General features: G+C 49.7%; 13 protein-coding genes. 7 read left to right on the top strand and 6 right to left on the bottom strand.

Annotated elements, in window-relative coordinates; genetic code table 11:
- The first annotated feature begins 375 nt into the window (after positions 1-375).
- Complete coding sequence (locus ACFS7Z_RS16300; RefSeq protein WP_377486725.1) at positions 376-534, top strand: hypothetical protein; 159 nt, start codon at positions 376-378, stop codon at positions 532-534.
- Here ACFS7Z_RS16300 and hrpB read toward each other — a convergent pair.
- Positions 515-3,040, bottom strand: a complete 2,526-nt coding sequence (gene hrpB / locus ACFS7Z_RS16295) for an ATP-dependent helicase HrpB (RefSeq protein ID WP_377486723.1) — start codon at positions 3,038-3,040, stop codon at positions 515-517. The two genes, ACFS7Z_RS16300 and hrpB, sit on opposite strands and share 20 nt — an antisense overlap.
- 550 nt (positions 3,041-3,590) lie before the next feature.
- Here hrpB and ACFS7Z_RS16290 point away from each other — a divergent pair.
- Positions 3,591-4,673 carry a hypothetical protein gene (locus ACFS7Z_RS16290; protein ID WP_377486720.1) on the top strand — a complete coding sequence of 361 codons (1,083 nt, stop codon included), beginning with the start codon at positions 3,591-3,593 and terminating at the stop codon, positions 4,671-4,673.
- A 435-nt stretch (positions 4,674-5,108) separates the two neighbouring features.
- Positions 5,109-6,026, top strand: coding sequence for a lytic transglycosylase domain-containing protein (locus tag ACFS7Z_RS16285; protein ID WP_377486717.1), 918 nt, complete (start codon positions 5,109-5,111; stop codon positions 6,024-6,026).
- A 41-nt stretch (positions 6,027-6,067) separates the two neighbouring features.
- Here the strand turns inward: ACFS7Z_RS16285 and ACFS7Z_RS16280 are convergent, their stop codons facing one another.
- The 4 genes from ACFS7Z_RS16280 to ACFS7Z_RS16265 all read right to left on the bottom strand — a co-directional run bounded on the left by ACFS7Z_RS16280 (position 6,068) and on the right by ACFS7Z_RS16265 (position 14,101).
- On the bottom strand, positions 6,068-6,883 hold the full coding sequence (locus tag ACFS7Z_RS16280; RefSeq protein ID WP_377486714.1) for a membrane or secreted protein: 816 nt from the start codon (positions 6,881-6,883) through the stop codon (positions 6,068-6,070).
- Positions 6,884-7,368: 485 nt separating this feature from the next.
- Positions 7,369-8,097, bottom strand: a complete 729-nt coding sequence (locus tag ACFS7Z_RS16275) for a DUF4397 domain-containing protein (RefSeq protein ID WP_377486711.1) — start codon at positions 8,095-8,097, stop codon at positions 7,369-7,371.
- A 614-nt stretch (positions 8,098-8,711) separates the two neighbouring features.
- Complete coding sequence (locus tag ACFS7Z_RS16270) at positions 8,712-9,860, bottom strand: putative sensor domain DACNV-containing protein (protein ID WP_377486708.1); 1,149 nt, start codon at positions 9,858-9,860, stop codon at positions 8,712-8,714.
- Positions 9,861-10,123: 263 nt separating this feature from the next.
- On the bottom strand, positions 10,124-14,101 hold the full coding sequence (locus tag ACFS7Z_RS16265; RefSeq protein WP_377486705.1) for a CheR family methyltransferase: 3,978 nt from the start codon (positions 14,099-14,101) through the stop codon (positions 10,124-10,126).
- Between the two features lie 239 nt (positions 14,102-14,340).
- Between ACFS7Z_RS16265 and ACFS7Z_RS16260 the strand changes: the two genes are divergently transcribed.
- From ACFS7Z_RS16260 to ACFS7Z_RS16245, 4 genes are all read left to right on the top strand, one after another.
- Positions 14,341-15,183: a chemotaxis protein CheB gene (locus ACFS7Z_RS16260; protein ID WP_377486702.1), complete on the top strand. Its 843-nt coding sequence runs from the start codon at positions 14,341-14,343 to the stop codon at positions 15,181-15,183.
- A gap of 6 nt (positions 15,184-15,189) precedes the next feature.
- Positions 15,190-15,381 (top strand): hypothetical protein, encoded by a 192-nt coding sequence (locus tag ACFS7Z_RS16255; protein ID WP_377486699.1) that lies wholly within the window; start codon positions 15,190-15,192, stop codon positions 15,379-15,381.
- An 83-nt stretch (positions 15,382-15,464) separates the two neighbouring features.
- Positions 15,465-15,839, top strand: a complete 375-nt coding sequence (locus ACFS7Z_RS16250; protein ID WP_377486696.1) for an endonuclease domain-containing protein — start codon at positions 15,465-15,467, stop codon at positions 15,837-15,839.
- A 317-nt stretch (positions 15,840-16,156) separates the two neighbouring features.
- On the top strand, positions 16,157-17,794 hold the full coding sequence (locus ACFS7Z_RS16245; protein WP_377486693.1) for an ABC-F family ATP-binding cassette domain-containing protein: 1,638 nt from the start codon (positions 16,157-16,159) through the stop codon (positions 17,792-17,794).
- A gap of 119 nt (positions 17,795-17,913) precedes the next feature.
- Here ACFS7Z_RS16245 and ACFS7Z_RS16240 read toward each other — a convergent pair whose 3' ends face one another.
- Positions 17,914-19,473, bottom strand: a complete 1,560-nt coding sequence (locus ACFS7Z_RS16240) for a protein adenylyltransferase SelO (RefSeq protein ID WP_377486690.1) — start codon at positions 19,471-19,473, stop codon at positions 17,914-17,916.
- Between the last annotated feature and the right edge of the window lie 20 nt (positions 19,474-19,493).

Raw genomic sequence — 19,493 nt, 5'->3', positions numbered from 1 at the left:
CACCGCTTTAGTTCTTGAAACGACTCATCTGAGATTTATCTTATGAATCAGTTAATTATTTAGCCCTCCAAAAAAACATCAGACCAAGAACTACTACCAAATCGCCTAAAGTTCCTTCCATCAAACCAAGACTTTTCTATTCGTTGTCACGAAGTGAAGGTGTTTCCAGTCTTTGGGTTGAGCGCCTGGGGGTAGGGGCCCTCTATTTAGAGATTTTTAGGTGCCGCGGCAGCGGCAGCGCCCTGGCGCAGAAAAACTCCCAACGCGATGTCCAAAGACGAGGCCTCTCGGCCTGGAGAGCACATACTTTTACAATGGAACTATAGGCTTGTTGCCGCTGGATAAAATGATTCTACGGCAGTTTAAAGCATTCCTATGGAATACACTTTATGCGATTTGGTATTATATGCAGACATGCAGGAGCTGTGCACACTGCGTGGCTTTTACCTTACCCGTACGCTTTCAGGCACCATTGCTCTCTTGCTTTTCTTTCTCATGGAACTTCCTCTTCGCTTTACCTGGGCCTCCTTTTAATGCCCCTTGTGGGTGGGGCCGAAAGCGGATCTTCCGGCCAGTGGTGCTTCGGATAGCGGCCACGCAGGTCTTTCCGGACGTCAAAATAGCCGGTGCTCCAGAAGCTGCGAAGGTCCTGGGTTACCTGCACCGGGCGGGACGCAGGAGAGAGCAGGTGGAGGAGCAGGGGTACCTTGCCGCCGCCAATTCTGGGGGTGTCCAGCAGGCCAAACACTTCCTGGAGTCGCACCGCCAGCACAGGCGAAACAGTATCAGCATAATCAAGTGCTATGCGGGAGCCGCTGGGCACCTCCAGGTGCGTCGGGGCCAGCCTGTTAAGCTCCTGCCGCTGCTCCCACGACAGGTCAGCGAGCAGAATCTCATTGAAATCCAGTCTGGTTACCTGTTCCATGGAGCGCAAACCGGCCAGGTGCGGGAGCAGCCAGGTTTCCATATCGGCCAGTGCAGCATCTGAGGCATCTGGCCAGGAGCCTGGTGACAGGTGGTGCAGAAAGGCCAGCCGCTGCCGCGTGCGCTGTGCCTCCTCCGACCATGGCAGGCGCGCCACGCCTTTCTCCTGCAGCCCCTGCAGCAGCGCCTGCGCCACAAGTTCCGGGTCCGGTTTGGTCTGCATGGATTCTTCCAGCACCAGCGCTCCGAGCCGCACGATCTGCCTTGCCACCACGCGTTCTGTTTTGGCATCCCACCGCACTTCCTGTAGCTCTTCCAACATCCCGGAAAAGTGCTCCAGAATGTCCTTTTTATCTATCGGCGCAGCCAGTAATACCCGCGCCTGCTTTCCTGCTTCCAGGTGTGCTACGGCATAGAAGGCAGCTTCGCCGAAGAGTTCTGTCTGCAGTGCCGCCCGCTGCCCCGTCACCAGTCGTACCCTTCCGGATGATTCCCGCTGTGCCACCCGGTGGGGATAGGCGAGCGCCGTGAGTAAACCGGCAGCTTCTGGGTTTGATCTGCCTTCTGCTGCTCTAATCCGCTGCCGCAGGTTCTGTTCCTGTTCCCGCACCCGTCGCAGTGCATTTTCATCCAGTACATACCCTGGCGTGGGCGGGCGCTTGCCTGCCAGTATCTCGAGGCGCAGCTGCAGGTCGGGCAGTGGTTCCTGCCACGCCAGTTGCACCGGCTTGAGCATGTCCCGCTCCGAGAGGAGGGAAGCTAACGCACAGGCTGTACTTCCAATGCCAAGTTCCTGCCCACGCACCACCAGGTGACCCAATCTCGGGTGTATACCCAGCGTGGCCAGGGCTTTGCCATGGTGCGTCGGTTTTTCTTCGCTATCTATGGCACCAAGGCGCTGCAGCAGGTCCCGGGCCAGTGCCATGGCCGCCGCAGGAGGCGTATCCAGCCATTTCAGTGCCGATGCCTCTTTCACGCCCCATAGTGCCAGTTCCAGTACAAGGCCTGTGAGATCCGCTTCACAGATTTCAGGTGCCTGCCTGTCCGGGAGCTGCAGCTGATCGGCCGAAGACCAGAGGCGGTAGCAAACGCCCGGCTCCAGCCGGCCGGCCCTGCCGCGGCGCTGGTCAGCAGCAGCACCGGACACCGGAATGGTAACTAATGTGGTAAGGCCGGTGCGGGGCACAAACTTCGGAACCCTTGCATAGCCGCCGTCCACCACAATGGTGATTCCCTCTATCGTTAAGCTTGTCTCTGCTATACTGGTTGTCAGCACTACTTTGCGTTTACCCCTGGGTGCCGGGTGAATGGCCGCCAGTTGTTTGGTGAGGCTGAGCTCCCCGTGCAGTAAGTGCAGGTCTGTTGCGGGCGGCAACTTATTTTCGAGGTGCTGCGCTACCTTTTTTATTTCTCCTTTACCCGGCAGGAAAACCAGTACATCGCCTCTTTCTTCTTTGGCTAAGGCCTGCCGCACCGCTTTCGGCACTAGGTTGCCCAGCCGCTCCATGGGGCGGTTACCGGCAGCAGCTACTTCTGCCGGTGGCAGGTAAAACGTTTCTACCGGAAACTGGCGGCCTTCGCTCCGGATAACGGGCGCATCCAACCAGGTTCCCACAGCGGCGGCATCCAGTGTGGCGCTCATCACCAGCAGGCGCAGGTCCGGCCGCAGCACGGCCTGTGCATCCAAGGCAAGGGCCAGGCCCAGGTCTGCCTGCAGGCTCCTTTCATGAAACTCATCAAAAATGATAGCAGCGACTCCCTCCAGGCCCGGGTCCTCCTGTATCAGGCGGGTGAGGATAGCTTCGGTCACCACTTCTATCCGGGTTTTGCCTGAAACCACATGCTCCATCCTTACCCAGTAACCTACTGTCTGGCCCGTAGTTTCACCCAGTATATCTGACATGCGCTGGGCAGCTGCCCTTGCTGCCAGCCTGCGTGGCTCCAGCATAATGATTTTGCCGTTTTTCAGCCAGGAGGCCTTCAGTAGGGCCAAAGGTACAAGTGTGGTTTTTCCGGCTCCGGGCGGCGCTTCCAGCACTGCCCTGGCATTGGATTCCAATGATGACAGCAGCCGGGGAAGGGCTTCCTTAACAGGTAAATCAGGTAAGTTATGCACTGGGCAAGGGAATGTGTTTCTGTACCAAAGGTCATGATTTTACTGCAGAAATGGTAATCTGTTCTGTAGTGAGAACCAGAAGATAAGGTAATAGCTGGTTTCTTCGTGTTATCAGGGAAGTATGCTGCAAGGGGCACGTGCAGTTTATAAAACGATAATCAGGAAATTATTTGCAATTGTATTCTGGACCAGGCGCATCCTTTAGTATGAGGCCGATATATGGCAGTGGACGCAACACCTGTAACCTTCACAAGTTCTTTAGAGAGAACAACCTGTTTGTTTTGCTTATTCTCTCTTCCTGTTCTCCTTAGTTATACAGGACAATCGCGAAGAATCAAAAATAAAAGTTAACTGTATCAGGCACATCAAGAGTATACCTGAACCAACCCTTTACTTTACTGGAAGGCGAAGCAGCATTACAACTATGGTTCTTTACATCAGGGTATAGTTTACCACGAGAATCCTGGTCCTCATCCGTAAAAACCGTTGCGGCTATAAACCTCTTGTGCTTAGGGCTGTTCCATACTTACTTGAAACTATAATTTGAACTATGAAGCAATTATCCGTAACAACAGCCGCTTTTCTAAAAAAGCGATTTTCCTTTGTGCTTTTCTTCCTGATTTGCCTGGGCACCGTCTCCTGCTCCCCTGAAGAGTTGTGGGATGATTTTAAAGATGTAATGGACGATGTGGATGCTGCAAAAAGGGTTCCAGAGAAAATCATGTTCACCAATCCCGGTCTGTACCCGGAGGGTGTGAGCCATGATGCGCTTAACCGGCGCTTCCTGGTTTCCTCTATCACCACCGGCAACATCGGTACGGTCAGTTACGATGGAAATTACATGCCTTTTATTACAGATGATCGCCTGGTATCCGCCGTTGGGCTGGAGGTGGATGAGGCCAGAAATAGAGTGCTGGTAGCTGGTGCCGATCCGGGTGGTACGCCCAACTCAAGCCCTGCTACAACCGCGCAGACGGCAGTACTGGGCATATATGATCTGGAAACTGGTGCCCCGATGCACTTTGTAGACCTTGGTGCCCTGCGACCTGGAATGGGACATTTTGCAAATGACTTTTCAGTGGATAAACAAGGTAACGCCTATATCACCGACAGTTTCTCTCCGATCATTTACAAAGTAGATATGTGGGGAAACGCTTCTGTCTTTTTTGAGAATGAGGATTTTGCCACTTCTCCGGGTGCTTTCGGTTTCAACGGTATCGCCTTTCATCCCTCAGGCTATCTGTTAGTGGCCTACTCAGTTGATAATGCCATTTACAAAATTCCATTGAAGAACACGTCTGCCATCAGCAAGGTACAACTGAATGATCCGTTGGAGAGGCCGGATGGACTGCTGCTGAGCCAGAATGGCAAGCAACTGATTGTGGTAAACAATGCAGGCGGTGCGCCTTCGGGTAGGGTGCTGTCGTTCAAAAGCAACGATATGTGGAACTCGGGTACCTTGAACAACAGCTTTATAGCCGGTGAGGTTTTTCCGACAGCACCTACAGGTTACGGAGACGAAGTTTTTGTATTGTACGCTTACCTGAATCAGCTCTTCAACGGGCAGGAGCTACAGGAAGTGTATACCATACGCAAGATGCCATTTTCTGACAACGAGACCTTCGGTAGGTAATCTGCTGACACAAGTACTCCAGCCATTCTGACGAAGGCGAAGAGCAGCATGAAGCAGGAATGAAAAACTCAATAGCAGAAGCCTCTTTGTATACGACAAGGAGGCGGCTTCGCTTTTAAGTGCTGATGGAGTGAAATAACAGCGAAGAATACATGCGGCGTAGCTGCCGCTTCGTATAAAATAAGACAGGAGCAAACTGTATTTATTGAATTATGGCTTACATACTGGTAAGGCAGGATTGCAGGTTGTTAATGTCCTGATTCAGAGGTGTAAATACCCGCAAGAATGTTTGTTTTTTCTGAATTTTGCTTGAAAATGTAGCTGCTTTCGGGCTTTCGGTACTTAGAAAACTGGTCCTTTTTTTCTAACTTTAAGAATATAGCGGCAAATAGTCAGTTATAGAACTGATGGGAATTTAACTGGAAGGAGGATCGCATGACAAAGCATTATTGGAAATTCGGATGGGTAGGAACGGTGATATTGGGTCTTTCGTTGCACCTTTGCAGCCAGCAGCCCCTTCGGTCTGAAGGAGACACTGAGGGAGAAATAAATACCATTGTAACCAAAAAAGGTTACCGCCCACCTGCTTTGCCGGATGCGCTTTCTTTTGCCGGGGAGCCGGTGCCGCTCCACGTGCCTGACGTGGCCGAGCGCCTGGACCAGGAACTTCTCATTAACACCTACTCGCACTATAGAACGCTGCTGGGCCTGAAGCGCATGCAGCGGTACCTGCCGGAAATGAAACGCCTGCTCAGGGAAAATGATGTTCCGGAAGATTTTATCTACCTCGCCCTTGCCGAAAGCCTTTTCGGACATGTTACCTCGCCGGCGGGTGCGGCAGGATTCTGGCAGCTGATGCCGGACACTGCCCGTGGCTATGGTATGGTGGTAAACAGCGATGTGGATGAACGCTTTCATGTGGAGAAATCGACGCGGGCTGCTATCCGCTACCTTAAGACTGCAAAGAAGCGATTCGGCAACTGGACCAACGCGGCAGCCTCCTACAACCGGGGCATGGGCGGCCTCGACAGAGCGCTGGAGAAACAGGGGGTGAGTTCTTACTATGATTTATACCTGAACGAGGAAACCTCACGGTATATGTTCCGGATTCTGGCTTTAAAAGAGGTGCTGGGAAATCCGCAGAAATACGGCTTCGACTTTGCAGAAGAGCATGGCTATAACGCTTTGCCAACGCGCCCGCTGGTCATCACTACTTCCATACCTGATTTATCTGCTTTTGCTTTGGAGCATGGCACTAACTACAAGACCATACGCTACTATAACCCCTGGATAAAAGGGTATGATTTGCCTGTGCCTGCTGGAAAAGAGTTTGTGCTGCAGTTACCTAAGTAGCCGCTGCTGCAACGGCATAGATCTGTAAGCCTGATGCAGTATTATTGCATTTCGTAAATCTGCCAGACTTCATTAATGGGTTTGCCGGTACTGCTCAGGCCGCTGTGGTGCCATTTGCCGTCTTTCACTTCGAAGTCGAAGGCTAATTGCCTGCCTACCCGGCTTGAATCGCGGGAGAAGAACTCGATGTTCTCTGTGTACTTGCCGTTTTCTGTTGTAAAAGTGCCCCCACCGGTTCCGAAGAAACCTGCTGTCTCAGAGTTAAAGGCAATCCATTGAAAGCGGTCTCCCGACAACATCTTGATTGTTTTCCGAGGTCCCGGTTGCATGGCGTTCATCTGTCCGTTATCTTCGCGCCCACTAATGCGCCAGGCACCTGCCAGCGGAGAAGCTGTTTGCCCAGCCTGAATTTTTTCCCATACTTCAGTGGCGTTGGCTTCTTTCACTCCCTTCAGCTGCATTTTGTCGTTCATGATGGTATAATCGCCCGTCACTGATTTTCCTACTGCCGTTGTATCGAAGGTATTGAACTCGTATTGCTCGGTGATCTTTCCATCAGCGAGTTTGTAAGTGCCGCCGTAGGTTCCTAGAAACTCTTTTCCGGCCTTGTCATAATAAGCCACTGAGAAAAAACCGTCTTCCATAATTTTTACAGCGGTGGCGTTTGGCATTGCCGCTTTCTCTTTCGTTGTAGGAATCGTAAGCAGCCAGGCACCTTCCGGTTCAACGGCCTGTACAACAGAGTGTGTAATAGCTGTATCTGTACCCGGATTTGAATAAGGAGCAGTAAAGCCCATCAGAAGCAGTAAGCCAAGTGCTAAAATCTTTTTACCAAACAATACTTTCAGTGTTACCATCGCTTTAGTGTTACGCTCAAAGAGCAGGTTAAAGTAATTTTCTGAACTGAAATTTTATAACTTATAATTTGATTATACGCAGGCTATAAGGTAAAACGGAATTTCGCTCAGGGAGTTGACTCTGTTCCATGTTTACCTGGAACGCTGGAGCAACAGAAGGTAAAATGCAGAAGCCAGCGGTAAAGATATTTGATGACACCAGCGCCTGTTATGATGATGCCCTTTCCTTAGCATCAATACCTGCTTTATTCTTAAAAACTTGTAAGCTGACTTAGCTTTCACGGAGTAAACTGTATGCACAACTACAACCTCCATCTTACAATCATTCTGAAGTCGGCCTGGCAATGAAATACTGCGCTGTGGGGCTGGTGCCGGTAGCTGAGTATAATGCAACAAACCCGCTTATACCTGGAGAAGCGGGTTTGTGAAGAAAAAACAATTTTTAATAGAATTGCCAGGAATGTATTCTACTCTACCCCTGGCGCTTAGTAATTTCGGATAACCTGCAGGCTTAGCACGTTGGTGCTTCCGGTAGGAGGTGATGTAAATCCACGGACGATAAAGGAGTAGTTTCTTCCGGCTTCCAACGTGATGTTGGGCACAGCAAGCAGCAGTTCCTCACTGCCTGCATCTCTTAGCTGGACAGTATGTGTTCCTGAGGGTGTTTTCCTGAAGGGGGTACTGTCTCTGAAGTCCATATTGGTGGAGAAGGAAGTGTTGGTGCTGCTTTTAACAAGTACAATATCCATGGCAGGGGCATCCGGTGATAGCTGCACCACACGCAACCCTACTTCATTTGCACCTGGTGTTATCAGGCTATCCTCTACAGCCAGCAACTCAACTTCCTGCAACCGGTCTACCAGAAAGAGCGAGTAAATGTCGCCTTCTTTAAAAGTTAATGCTGTATCTATCAGGGCGTTGGATGCATTGACTGGTGTAAACTTGAGCCTGTGGTTTCCGGGTGCCACAAAATTAAAGTAATCGGAGTAATTGGCATACTTAAATGATTGGTTGTTGATGCGGGTGTTGTCTACAAAAATGTCAACATCAGGAGCATCAGGTGCCCCATGGTAAATGGCGATGTAAGTAGCAGGCTTTATAATGTCATCATCCGCATCTTTCATTTCCAGGCAGGAGGTTAGGGAAAAAGTAAAGACACTGGATAACAGAATTGTAAACTTGCTTAAAAACAGCTTACCTGAAATTTTTTTCATAAGTTTTTGATGGTTGGATAGAACGGAAAATTTCTCCTCGGCACTTAAGACTACTGCAAAAGCATTCGTTTATAGCGTGCCGAAGACATAAGAAAGACCCCAAAGAAGACAGTGATGGTTGCAGGTGCTGTACAATTTATTTTTGTTGCAGGGTAGCAGCGGCAGAATAAGGTGGAGGTAGTTTACTTGGTGTACTAACCACTATATCGGAAGCCTGGTGCTGCATGCTGTTCCTCTTCTTTTATTTTCGTGGGGCAGGTTTATATACTTGTAACTAATACCTTTTATCTTAAAGTAACTTCCACAGGATCAGCTAGCTATGGATTTTGTCTAAGCTGCCGTAGTGACAGTTCATCCTGCAGCATCAAACCTGCTTTTCTATAGCTATTGTGCTGTGCTCTCCAGGCTGGGGTAGGGCCCCTACCCCCAGGCGCTCCACCCAATGTCTGGGAACGGATTCGCTTCGTGCTGCTGATTATGGCTTGAAGTCTTATCATCCTTAGGAATAAGCTTTATGAGATTTGGTATAACATACATAACATGGCTGTAACCTAGCTTAGCAGAGTGGAAAGAAGCTTACACATAGATGCCTGCACAACACTATAAGTACAAGATTACAGCAGCAAGGTGTCAATCCGGTGCGCGTGCACCATCTGGTCGTGGGGCGACCAGGCAAAAATAGTGAATCCGCCATCCTGCGAGGCTACGAGGGCGAAGGCATCGTGCTGGTCGTGTACGAACTGTGCTGCAGATAAATGCCGGGTACCGCCGTTCTGCGAGGGCGAAACCACAGTCGGGGTGCTGCCGACAACAGGTTCTGTGACCATTACCTTCTGGACAGGAGTGCTTCCCTGCGGCCGGCCAATTTTTGAACCAAAGGCAAGCAATTCATACTTGTCGTTGATAACAGTAGCACCGTCTACTGCCGTTACACCGGCAATGCCGTCTATTGCTTTAGTCAAGGCACTTTGCCAGTCGTTTCCGCTTTGCTGCTCCTCTTCCTGCTGCACCAGTTCGGACAACCTGCTGAAGGCTGGAACCACAGAGTACAGAATAGGATGTATAATAGATTTACGCCATGCCTCTGTGCCAGCCGGAACGACCAGTAGGGTGCCGCCGCGCTTGTGGTCGCGCATTGAAACGGCCAGCTGTACCAGCACGTTCACAGATTCTCCCCAGGGCGAGGGGGATGAGAAGCCCAGCAGGGTTGAGAGGAGGGGAGGGCTGTGCTGCAGAAAGATGCTTTGCTCCTCCAGTACCTTCACCTGGTCTCCTTTTAGTACTGCAATGTTGGCAAACTTGCCCAAGCCGCCGGTTCTGCGGTACTTTATCACCAGCAAGCCCGGCTCTGTAACATCCAGCACCAGGCACAGGCTCGGAATCAGGCGGGTAGCGCCCCACACATACATCTCATTCTCGTCCTGCCACACCCCCAGATGGATACCGGGACGCTCCACGGCTGGTGCAAGCTTTACCAGAACAGCGGGAGTGAGCGGCAGCCTTTGCTCCAGCAACAGCGGCTGGCCTGAGAGTGCGGGTGGGAGAAAGGCGAGGGATATCTTGGGAGAATGCCCTTCCTCACGACGCAGGCTGGCCCAGAAAGCAATATCAATCAGAATTTCTATGGCCTTGGCATTGGGTTCTGGTGCCATAGCCTCTTCATTTTCGTAGCGCGACGCAGTCAGATGGCGCACAAAATGGGCTTCTATCGTTTTAGCTACTGTCTTGGCAGCTCTGTATGTAGTGTGGTGGTGTATAGGCATGGGTTAGCCAGTGATGTTAGCGGGATAAACAGGTAAAGCAAGCTTGTGTTTATCTCTTTCTGCTAAACTATTGCTCCTGGTGGATTTTTCAAAAGAAAGCGCTGTCTTTATACCCGACCTCCTGGTGCGACCTTTGCTTTTCTTCATGCAAGTGGCTAACGTTCTCTGCGAGGGTACAGGCTAAAAGTAAGTTTTTACTGTAAGCTTATCCTAAAAAAGGCAGGATGAAAAATAGACTACAGCAGCAACAGCAGGATAAATGCTTATAGCGTACACTCTATTTCAAACACTGAGCCTTTGCCTTTTTCGCCATGTACTTCCATTTTCCCCTGCAGCAGCTCCACCCTGTTTTGGATACTGCTCAGGCCAATGCCTTTCAGCTTATGGAAATCTTTCTCATCTATACCAATGCCATTGTCTTCCACCCGCAGGTAAACGGATTTTTCTTCACATTCAATTAATATTTTAGCTTCGGTAGCGTGTGCGTGTTTGAGAATATTATTCAGCAGCTCCTGAATGATCCGGTACAAAGAGAGTTCTACTGTGTAGTCCAGGCGTTTATCGAATCCGTTTATCTCTAAGCTGATGCGGAGGCCTTTGTTGTTGATCCTGGAAATAGCTTCTTCTACGGCAGTTTTAAAGCCAAAATCCTTCAGAACAGCAGGTGTCAGTTCGGCAGAAATATCGCGCGTAATCGTAACACTATCTGTGAGCAGCTTATCAACGGTGGCTATGGCTTTCTCCTGCTTCGCGTTCTCAGCATCTAAGTTGCTGAGGTTTAGCTTGGCGGCGTACAGTATCTGGCCTAGCCCATTATGCAAGGCTTCCGAAATGCGCCTGCGCTCTGCTTCCTGTGTTTGCAGAATGGCACTCAGTATCTCACGCTGCTGCGACAGCCTGTACTGAATCTGTGTTTCTTCAGCATCTTTTTGATCCTGAATGTCCGTGGCAGTTCCTACCCACTGGGTGATTCTGCCGTTCGGATCCCTGATGGGAACATCTTTGATAAGGTGCCAGCGGTACTGGTTATCTACTTTTCTTAAGATGCGGGCCTGAGTATTAAATATTTCACCTGCCTGCATGGAGGAGAGATAATCTGGCTGCAGCGTTTTCAAATCGTCAGGGTGAATAGCGTTTTCCCAGCCCCAATCAGTTGATTCTTCCTCTGCTAGTCCGGTATAATCATACCAGAACCGGTTAAAGGAAATGGCTTCTCCGGTAGGTTTGTTTGTCCAGGTAATATGCGGCACGGCCTCCAGCAGGGTGCGGAAACGTTCTGCACTTGTTGCAATCTGTTCCTGCTGTTGCTGCAGCGAATGTTCATACAGTTTGCGCTCTGTAATATCGTGCAGTGTCAGCACCAGGCCATCGTCAAACTTAACAGCTACAATGTGCAGCCAGTGCTGGCTGCCGTTATGCTGCTGTGGCAGTTCCACATCCAGTTGCTCGCCTGTTTCCACCACTTGTGCCAGGCTGCCAAAAATTCTTTTCTCCAGTATACGAGGGTATTCCCCCCAAAGCGTTTTACCAAGCAGGTTGCCGGCAGGGTAGCCCATAAACTCCTGTGCTCTGTGGTTAAACAGAGAAAGGGTGAAGTCAACGATTGCGTTGCTTTGATTCCGGACAGCCTTGAGGGCAAGGATGGCATTCGGGGAACTGTCCAGGATACCTTCGTGCAGCAGGTGCAGGTTTTTCAGCTCGTTTATCTGGATGAAGATGATGATGGCGCCATCAATCTTCCGCTCCTGCGTGATGTAGGGAAGGATGCGCATCTGGTACCACACGCCGCCTTTATCCTGCACCTCTTTTTCAAGGACATAATGCCTGGAGATAACATCCCGTACATCGTCTATCAGCCCGTCGTAGCGCAGGTTGTTGGATATCTGGTAGATGGAGCGCCCGATGTCACTTTCTATCATGTTTATCAGGCGTGTTGCAGCAGGCGTAAACTTTCTTATAACCAGTTTGCGGTCTACGAATATCTGCCCGATATCGGTGCTTCGGAAATAGTTGTTCAGGTCATCGTCGAGTTCTACCAGCGCTTTTATCTTGTACTGGTGCTCGGTGTTGATGGTGTGTAGCTCCTCGTTCAGCGACTGCAGCTCCTCATTAGTGCTTTGCAGCTCTTCATTAGAAGAAAGTAATTCTTCGTTCGTGCTCTGCAGCTCTTCGTTTGCAGTCTCCAGTTCCTCTACTACGGCCTGCAGATCATCTTTGGTGTACTGCAATTCTATTTCAAGTTCCTTAACCCGTTGGTCATATTGGCTATCAACAGAGGGTATCAGCTCGTTCGTGGTAAGCGGTACGCTAGGGTGCTCTTCAGAGAACAACACCAGGATAAATTTATGACCCAGGTTTCTGCCTGCCAGGTAAGGCTTTACCACTACATTAACATAGCGGAGAGTATTGCCATCGCGCATCTGAACGTTATGGGCAGTTAGTTTCTCCTTTTCAAGTATGGCTCTTCGCAGCATGGTTCCCAGGGAAACGGCAAGGTCCTGCGGCACCAGCTTAAGCAGGTTAAAAGTGAAGTTCTGCTCAGGTAGGTCCAGGTAGTTTTTGAATTTACCTGCTCCGTGCAGCACATCATAGTTTTCATCTACATACACAGCGGCGAAACCGTACTCCTCCAGTACAGTCTCACTGAGTAGCTCGTTGAAATGATGATGCAACAGTTGTTTCGTAGTCAGGTCACGTGAATAGCTTGGTATGGCTGGCGGAGCGGGTCTCCTGCTCAGGCCACTGCCCGTATAAGTATCAGTCAAGCCAAGAGACCGGCTAGGCTCTGTGTTGCGGTAAATCTTCCACTTTTTACTTACCTCCTCAAAGTTTCTCCGCTCGCCGATGCTTTCGCTGGAACCTAGGAACAGGTAACCGCCCACCTGCAAAGCGTAGTGAAACTTATCGATGACTTTTTTCTGAAGCAACGGGCTGAGGTAAATAAGCATGTTTCTGCAACTCACCAGGTCAATCCTGCTGAAGGGAGGGTCTTTTACCACATTGTGAGGGGAAAAAATGACCATGCGGCGTACGCGCTGGCACACCCGGAATTTGCCATCCTCTTTTAGAAAGAATTCCTGCAGCCGTTCTTCCGGAACAGCTGTTAGATCGGTTTTTGGGTATAATCCTTTACTTGCAAAATCGAGGGCATCGCGGTCTATATCGGAGGCGAAAATCTTTACCTCGAGTTCTTTCTTCACCTTATCCAGGTACTCCCTTACCAGGATGGCCAGGGAGTAGGGTTCCTCGCCGGAGGAGCAGCCGGCAACCCAGATGCGCAGCTGGTCATTTTCCTTTTTACTGTCTACCAGGTCTGGAATTACTGTATCTGCGATTACCTGGTAAGCCTCCTTGTCCCGGAAAAATTTGGTGACACCTATCAGAAAGTCTTTGCTCAGTATTTCTACTTCCTGAGGGGTCTGGTTCAGGTAGTCGAGGTAATCAGGCAGGTTGAGTATGTTCAGGACGGCCATACGGCGGCTGATGCGCCTTATGATGGTTGGCCGCTTATAGCTATTAAAATCAAACCCTGTCCGCTCATGCACCATATCCAGGATCTGTAGGAAAGACGCTTCCGTTTCACTGTTCACCAACTCTGTCAGGCCTAAGGTGAGCGGCGCTGCTTTCACATAATTCATAATCTCGCCGGGCATTTCCTCCGGTGACAGGACATAGTCTGAATGGCCGGTGTTGATGGCATTAAGAGGCATCGCGTCGAAAGTGGCAGTTTCGGGGTCCTGCACGATGACCATACCACCTGCTTTTTTGATGGCTACTACGCCCTGTGAGCCGTCGTTGCCCGTGCCTGAAAGGATGATACCGATGGCGCGGTTCTTTTTGTCGGCAGCCAGAGAGGCGAAAAACGTGTCTACGGTTCTGGAGCGGCCGCTATTGGTTTTCTCAATTAGCTGTAAGTGATTATCCTGTATGGTCAGCTCCTTGTTATTGGGAATAACGTATACCTTGTTTGTCTCCACAAGCATGTTGTGTGCTGCTTCCATTACTTCCAGTGCGGAATATCGTGACACCAACTGCGTCAGAAAGCTACGGTGTTCCGAAGAGAGGTGCTGCACAATAACATAAGATACACTGTCCTGCGGCACACAACTAAACAAAGCCTCGAGGGCCTGCAAGCCACCTGCAGACGCTCCAATCCCAATCACAAATACCTCTTGTTCTGCCTTTTTACGCACTTTGCTGCCTGCTTTATTATTTTTCTTATGTTTAGCTGATTCTGCCATGCACTGTTCCTTATACTCAGGATACGTTTTTTTCTTACTGGTCTGGCAATTTATCACTTAATTATGTAATAAACTTTAGGCGGATGAGGGGGAGGCGAATAATAGGGATAGGTTTTTCTGAAGCACGGGGCAGGCTTACGAAGCAGAGGACTTAACACTTCATGTAGTGGCCCGTAAATATAAAAATATGTTACTATGGCGTATGCAGCCATCTGCCTGTAAGGTTTGAAGTTTTTTATATGGATATAAACAGCCCTAAGATCATTGTTATTGGCACCTCGGCAGGGGGGATGCAGGCGTTAACGCTGCTGCTGTCTAAGCTCCCGGCTGATTTGCCGGCTGCGATTTTCATCGTTCAGCATTTAAGCAACGATTCCTCCGCGCCATTCCTGGTAAATCGGCTCAACCACCACACGAAGCTAACCTGTAAAGTTGCGGAACACCAGCAGGCTTTTGAAACTGGTACGGTCTATATGGCCCCACCCGACAGGCACCTGATTTTAACAGAAAAAGAGATGCTGGTAGCAAGAGGCCCGCTGGAAAATCAATTCCGGCCAGCCATTGACCCTTTGTTCCGCTCAGCAGCGGCTTACCATGGTGCACGGGCGACAGGTGTAATATTAACCGGCTTTTTGAGCGATGGGGTAGTGGGCATGGAGTTTATAAAGCGCTGCGGTGGTAAAACAGTGGTGCAGCACCCGGATGATGCGGAGTACCCAGCCTTGCCGGCCAACGTTATACGGCAAGTGGCCATAGATTATGTGGTGCCCATTAGTGACATGGGAGAAATATTAATGAAGCTTGCGCATCAGCCAGATCAGGATTCAGTGAAAGTGCCTACAGATGTCTGGCAGGAAGCACAAATAGCACAACGAGTTATGATCAGCAGTGTTATGACCAGTATTGAAGAATTAGATAATATCGGGAAACGCGCCCCTTACAGTTGCCCTGATTGTGGTGGTGGCTTATGGGAGCTTTCACAACCAAACACGGTGAAGCGCTTCAGGTGCCACTCCGGCCACGCCTATACCAAAGAATCCCTGATGCAAGGGATGTCCAATTCCATTGAAGAAACGCTTTAGGTTGCTTTGCGCACCCTCGAAGAGCGGCGCAATATTCTGAGGCAAATTTCCCAAGCTGAAAGCAGCAAAGGAAACGGGCGCTGGGCTACCATGCAGGAGGAGCGCGCAGAGGAAATGAAGGTGCACGTAGAGCGGCTCCGCGAGCTACTAGCCAAATCAGCCCTCTCAGACGACGAGCATATGAGTAAGGTGGAGTAAGGGGATTTGATAAGGAAAAACAGCTTTTCCCTTTTGGAAAAATTCCCTTCCCCGGAGGGGTTAGGGGTGGGTTAATTTTACAGATGAGACACAAAGTCATACCATATCAGCCAAATCTAAAAGAACTGGCTAGGCAGCTTCGGCAAAACAGCACACTGTCAGAAGTCCTGCTTTGGAATGAGCTCAAAAATAGGCAACTGCTCGGCCTCAATTTCGACAGGCAAAAGCCACTAAATAACTATATTGTTGATTTTTACTGCAAGCAGTTGATGCTGGCAATTGAAGTTGATGGCGACAGTCACGATTATAGCTATACAGAAGATAAAGTGAGACAGGAAACTTTGGAGGAATTAGGTGTAAGGTTTCTTCGGTTTGATGACGCAGCTGTAAAGCAGGAGCTATCAAACGTAATCCGGGTAATTGAAGGATGGGTGATGAAGCATAGGCAATTGCAGTAACCCACCCCTGACCCCTCCGAGGAGGGGAATTCTCTGCATGTTCAAAATGACAGGATTTAGAGAGGTAGCCAGTACTTGAGCTGCAATTAAGTTGGGTAGAATGAAACGGCCCTACTCCGAGGAGGGGAATTTTCTGCACAAGAGTGAAAAGAACCTGTATAGGGCACCATTCCATACCTTTATCCATTATAACCTCACAGTAAATAACCTCAGAGTAACTACATTCTACTCAACCTGCTCAATTCCGGTCTACTATCTGAAAATCTAAGGCAAAAAGGTGAATTTTATCTTATCTTTGCACCTTTATTTTTAGCCATATGATTTCAGTTGACGGAGTTACGGTCGAGTTTAATGGCTCGGCGCTTTTTAGCAATATTGGTTTTTACATTAACGAAAACGACCGTATTGCCCTGATGGGCAAAAACGGTGCGGGGAAGTCTACGCTCTTGAAAGTGATAGCAGGCGTCAGCAAGCCCACCCGTGGCAAAATATCGGCCCCGAAAGAAGCTGTTATTGCATACCTGCCGCAGCACCTGCTAACAGAGGATGACTGTACCGTGTTCGAGGAAGCCTCTAAAGCCTTTGCGGATGTACTGAATATGAAAGCGCAGATGGACGAGCTGAATGCGCAACTAGAGACCCGCACTGATTACGACTCTGATGATTATTACAAGCTGATTGAGCAGGTATCGGAGCTAGGCGAGAAGTACTATTCTATCGAAGAAATCAACTTTGATGCAGAGGTAGAGAAAACACTGAAGGGCCTTGGTTTCTCCCGTTCTGACTTCGGCAGGTCTACGGTAGAGTTTAGCGGCGGCTGGCGCATGCGCATCGAGTTGGCCAAAATCCTGCTGCAGAAGCCGGACCTCATCCTGCTCGATGAGCCGACCAACCACCTGGACATTGAGTCCATTCAGTGGCTGGAGGATTTCCTGGTGAACAATGCCAAGGCCGTTATCGTCATTTCACACGATAAGACCTTTGTCGACAACATCACGAACCGCACCATTGAAGTGACCATGGGCCGTATTTACGACTACAAGGTAAACTATACCCAATACCTGCAGCTGCGCAAGGAGAGACACGAACAGCAGCAAAGGCAGTTTGAAGATCAGCAGAAAGAAATTGCTGATATCCAGGGCTTTATCGACCGCTTTAAGGGTACTTATTCTAAAACGCTACAGGTGCAGTCGCGGGTGAAGATGCTGGAGAAAATGGAAATCATAGAGGTGGATGAAGTAGACTCTTCCGCCCTGAGCCTGAAGTTTCCGCCTGCCCCGCGCTCCGGTAATTACCCGGTTATTGTGGAGGACCTGACAAAGAAGTATGGCGACCACACGGTTTTCAAAGATGCTTCGCTTACCATAGAACGAGGAGAGAAAATTGCTTTTGTCGGCAAGAATGGAGAAGGAAAGTCTACCCTGGTGAAAGCGATAATGGGGGAGATTGATTATGAAGGCAAGCTACAATTAGGCCACAACTGTATGGTAGGGTATTTCGCCCAGAATCAGGCCGCTTTACTGGATGGTGATCTCACCGTTTTCCAGACAATAGACCAAATTGCTGTTGGAGACGTGCGCACCAAAATAAAGGATTTGCTCGGCGCTTTTATGTTCAGCGGTGAAACAGTAGAGAAAAAGGTTAAAGTGCTATCCGGAGGGGAGAAAACGCGCCTGGCCATGATAAAGCTGCTGCTACAACCCGTTAACCTCCTGATTCTGGATGAACCTACCAACCACCTCGATATTAAAACAAAAGATATTCTGAAAGATGCCCTCAACAGCTTCGACGGTACCCTGATCCTCGTGTCTCACGACCGGGACTTCCTCGACGGGCTGGCCACCAAAGTATTTGAGTTCGGCAACAAGCGCATTAAAGAACACTTCGAGGACATCAACGGCTTCCTGCGAAATAAGAAGTTGGAGAACCTGCGCGAAATAGAGCGCAAAGCATAGGTTCTGATTTTTAACATAAAGAAGCCGCTCACATAAATCCTGAGCGGCTTCTTTTTTTAGTTTCCACCTTAATACATTCTGTTGCCTGTTGAAAGTGCAGGATATTCGGAAAACAAAAATCAGGAACTGCAGGATAGCATAGAGCAACCTGCTTTCTGGCTTGCCCAATCAGGCCTTTTGGCAAAAAACTCATCAAATTCTTTTGAGTACGGCTTCTTCATTGCCTCCTGCAGCTTTACAAAAAGCTGATCCTGCCCCCGTTCCAGCTCTTCAATGGCCTGGTGCAGCAGGTAGTTTCTTAGAATAAACCGTGGGTTCGCTTCCCTCATCCGCTTTTGGGAGGCTTCACGGGAACTGCCATTTGTCTTTATCCGTTGACTGTAGTTCGTAATAAGGCTGTATAGCGTTTCAGTTTCTTCCTGTGACAATTCATGGTATAAGCTTTCTTTAAAATGCTTCACAACATCCTGCTTCTCTTCCAGCCCGAGAGGGAAGTCGATAAGAAGCTGGTAGAAAATGGCCATATCAGGCTTTATAGTTGAGAGAGTAGCCTCAAACTGCTCAATGAGATCCACGTCTTCCGGTTTCACCTGGTCAAGACCAAGTTTATTTGCCATCATGGCCAGGTACTTTTCTGTATATACATTTCCGTAGGTTTCCAGCACCTCTACTAACTCTTTCGTGTCAGGAAGTAAAGGGGCAATGGCGCTGGCAAGGCAGCCTAAATTCCAGTAAGCGATGGCGGCTTGTTTTCCAAAGGCGTACCTTCTGCCCGGTAAATCAGTGGTGTTCGGCGTAAAATCCGGGTCATAATCATCGAGGAATGAATAGGGGCCATAGTCGATGGTAAGGCCCAGGATGGACATGTTATCCGTATTCATGACCCCATGCACAAAGCCCACCCGCAGCCACTCCACAATCATTGTTGCTGTGCGCTCCGTCACCTCCCTGAACCACAGCAGGAGTTTGTCTTCGCCCTGTAGGTGCGGATAGTAGCGGCTGATGGTCCAGTCGGTCAGTTTTCGCAGATTCTCGGTTTCTTTGCGGGCAGCCAGTATTTCGAAATTGCCAAAACGCAGGAAGCTCGGCGACACGCGCATCACAATGGCTCCCGGCTCATAGGCTGCATTGCCATTGTAAAACATGTCGCGCAATACAGGCTCGCCGGTGGCCACCAGGCTCAAGGCCCTGGTAGTGGGTACGCCCAGGTAATGCATGGCTTCGCTCATCAAATACTCTCTGACAGATGAACGCAGCACTGCCCTGCCATCGGCCCTGCGGGAGTAGGGAGTAGGTCCGGCTCCTTTTAATTGCAGCTCCCAGGACGTGCCTTCTGCTGCTTCCCATTCACCCAGTGTGATGGCCCTGCCATCGCCCAACTGGCCAGCCCAATGCCCGAACTGGTGCCCGGCATAACAGGCCGCGTAGGGATGCATAGATGCCGTGACCTTATTGCCGCCTAAAATGTCAGTCTCCTCCTGGTTTTCCGGCTTTTGTATACCAAGCTCTGCAGCCAGTTCATCTGACCAGGCCAGTAGTGTAGGTTTTTCGACAGGAGTAGGAATGGCTTTACTGTATAGAACACCCGGTGTTTTCCGGGGCTGCAGGTTCCCGCTTTCATCCCCATCGAAGGTGTTTACAAATTCATTTTTATATTCTTTTGCGCTAAGACTTTGCATCTGTATCTGGTTAAAATCAA

Source organism: Pontibacter toksunensis, assembly GCF_042686245.1.
Taxonomy (GTDB): Bacteria; Bacteroidota; Bacteroidia; order Cytophagales; family Hymenobacteraceae; genus Pontibacter; species Pontibacter toksunensis.
This window is presented reverse-complemented; position numbering and strand designations above follow the sequence as displayed.

Bases quoted from the DNA above. Each gene is read 5' to 3' on its own strand.
- ACFS7Z_RS16250 (WP_377486696.1), top strand. From the start codon at position 15,465: ATGAGACACAAAGTCATACCATATCAGCCAAATCTAAAAGAACTGGCT.
- ACFS7Z_RS16265 (WP_377486705.1), bottom strand. From the start codon at position 14,101: ATGGCAGAATCAGCTAAACATAAGAAAAATAATAAAGCAGGCAGCAAA.
- ACFS7Z_RS16290 (WP_377486720.1), top strand. From the start codon at position 3,591: ATGAAGCAATTATCCGTAACAACAGCCGCTTTTCTAAAAAAGCGATTT.
- ACFS7Z_RS16280 (WP_377486714.1), bottom strand. From the start codon at position 6,883: ATGGTAACACTGAAAGTATTGTTTGGTAAAAAGATTTTAGCACTTGGC.
- ACFS7Z_RS16285 (WP_377486717.1), top strand. From the start codon at position 5,109: ATGACAAAGCATTATTGGAAATTCGGATGGGTAGGAACGGTGATATTG.
- ACFS7Z_RS16300 (WP_377486725.1), top strand. From the start codon at position 376: ATGGAATACACTTTATGCGATTTGGTATTATATGCAGACATGCAGGAG.
- ACFS7Z_RS16270 (WP_377486708.1), bottom strand. From the start codon at position 9,860: ATGCCTATACACCACCACACTACATACAGAGCTGCCAAGACAGTAGCT.
- ACFS7Z_RS16260 (WP_377486702.1), top strand. From the start codon at position 14,341: ATGGATATAAACAGCCCTAAGATCATTGTTATTGGCACCTCGGCAGGG.
- ACFS7Z_RS16240 (WP_377486690.1), bottom strand. From the start codon at position 19,473: ATGCAAAGTCTTAGCGCAAAAGAATATAAAAATGAATTTGTAAACACC.
- ACFS7Z_RS16275 (WP_377486711.1), bottom strand. From the start codon at position 8,097: ATGAAAAAAATTTCAGGTAAGCTGTTTTTAAGCAAGTTTACAATTCTG.
- ACFS7Z_RS16245 (WP_377486693.1), top strand. From the start codon at position 16,157: ATGATTTCAGTTGACGGAGTTACGGTCGAGTTTAATGGCTCGGCGCTT.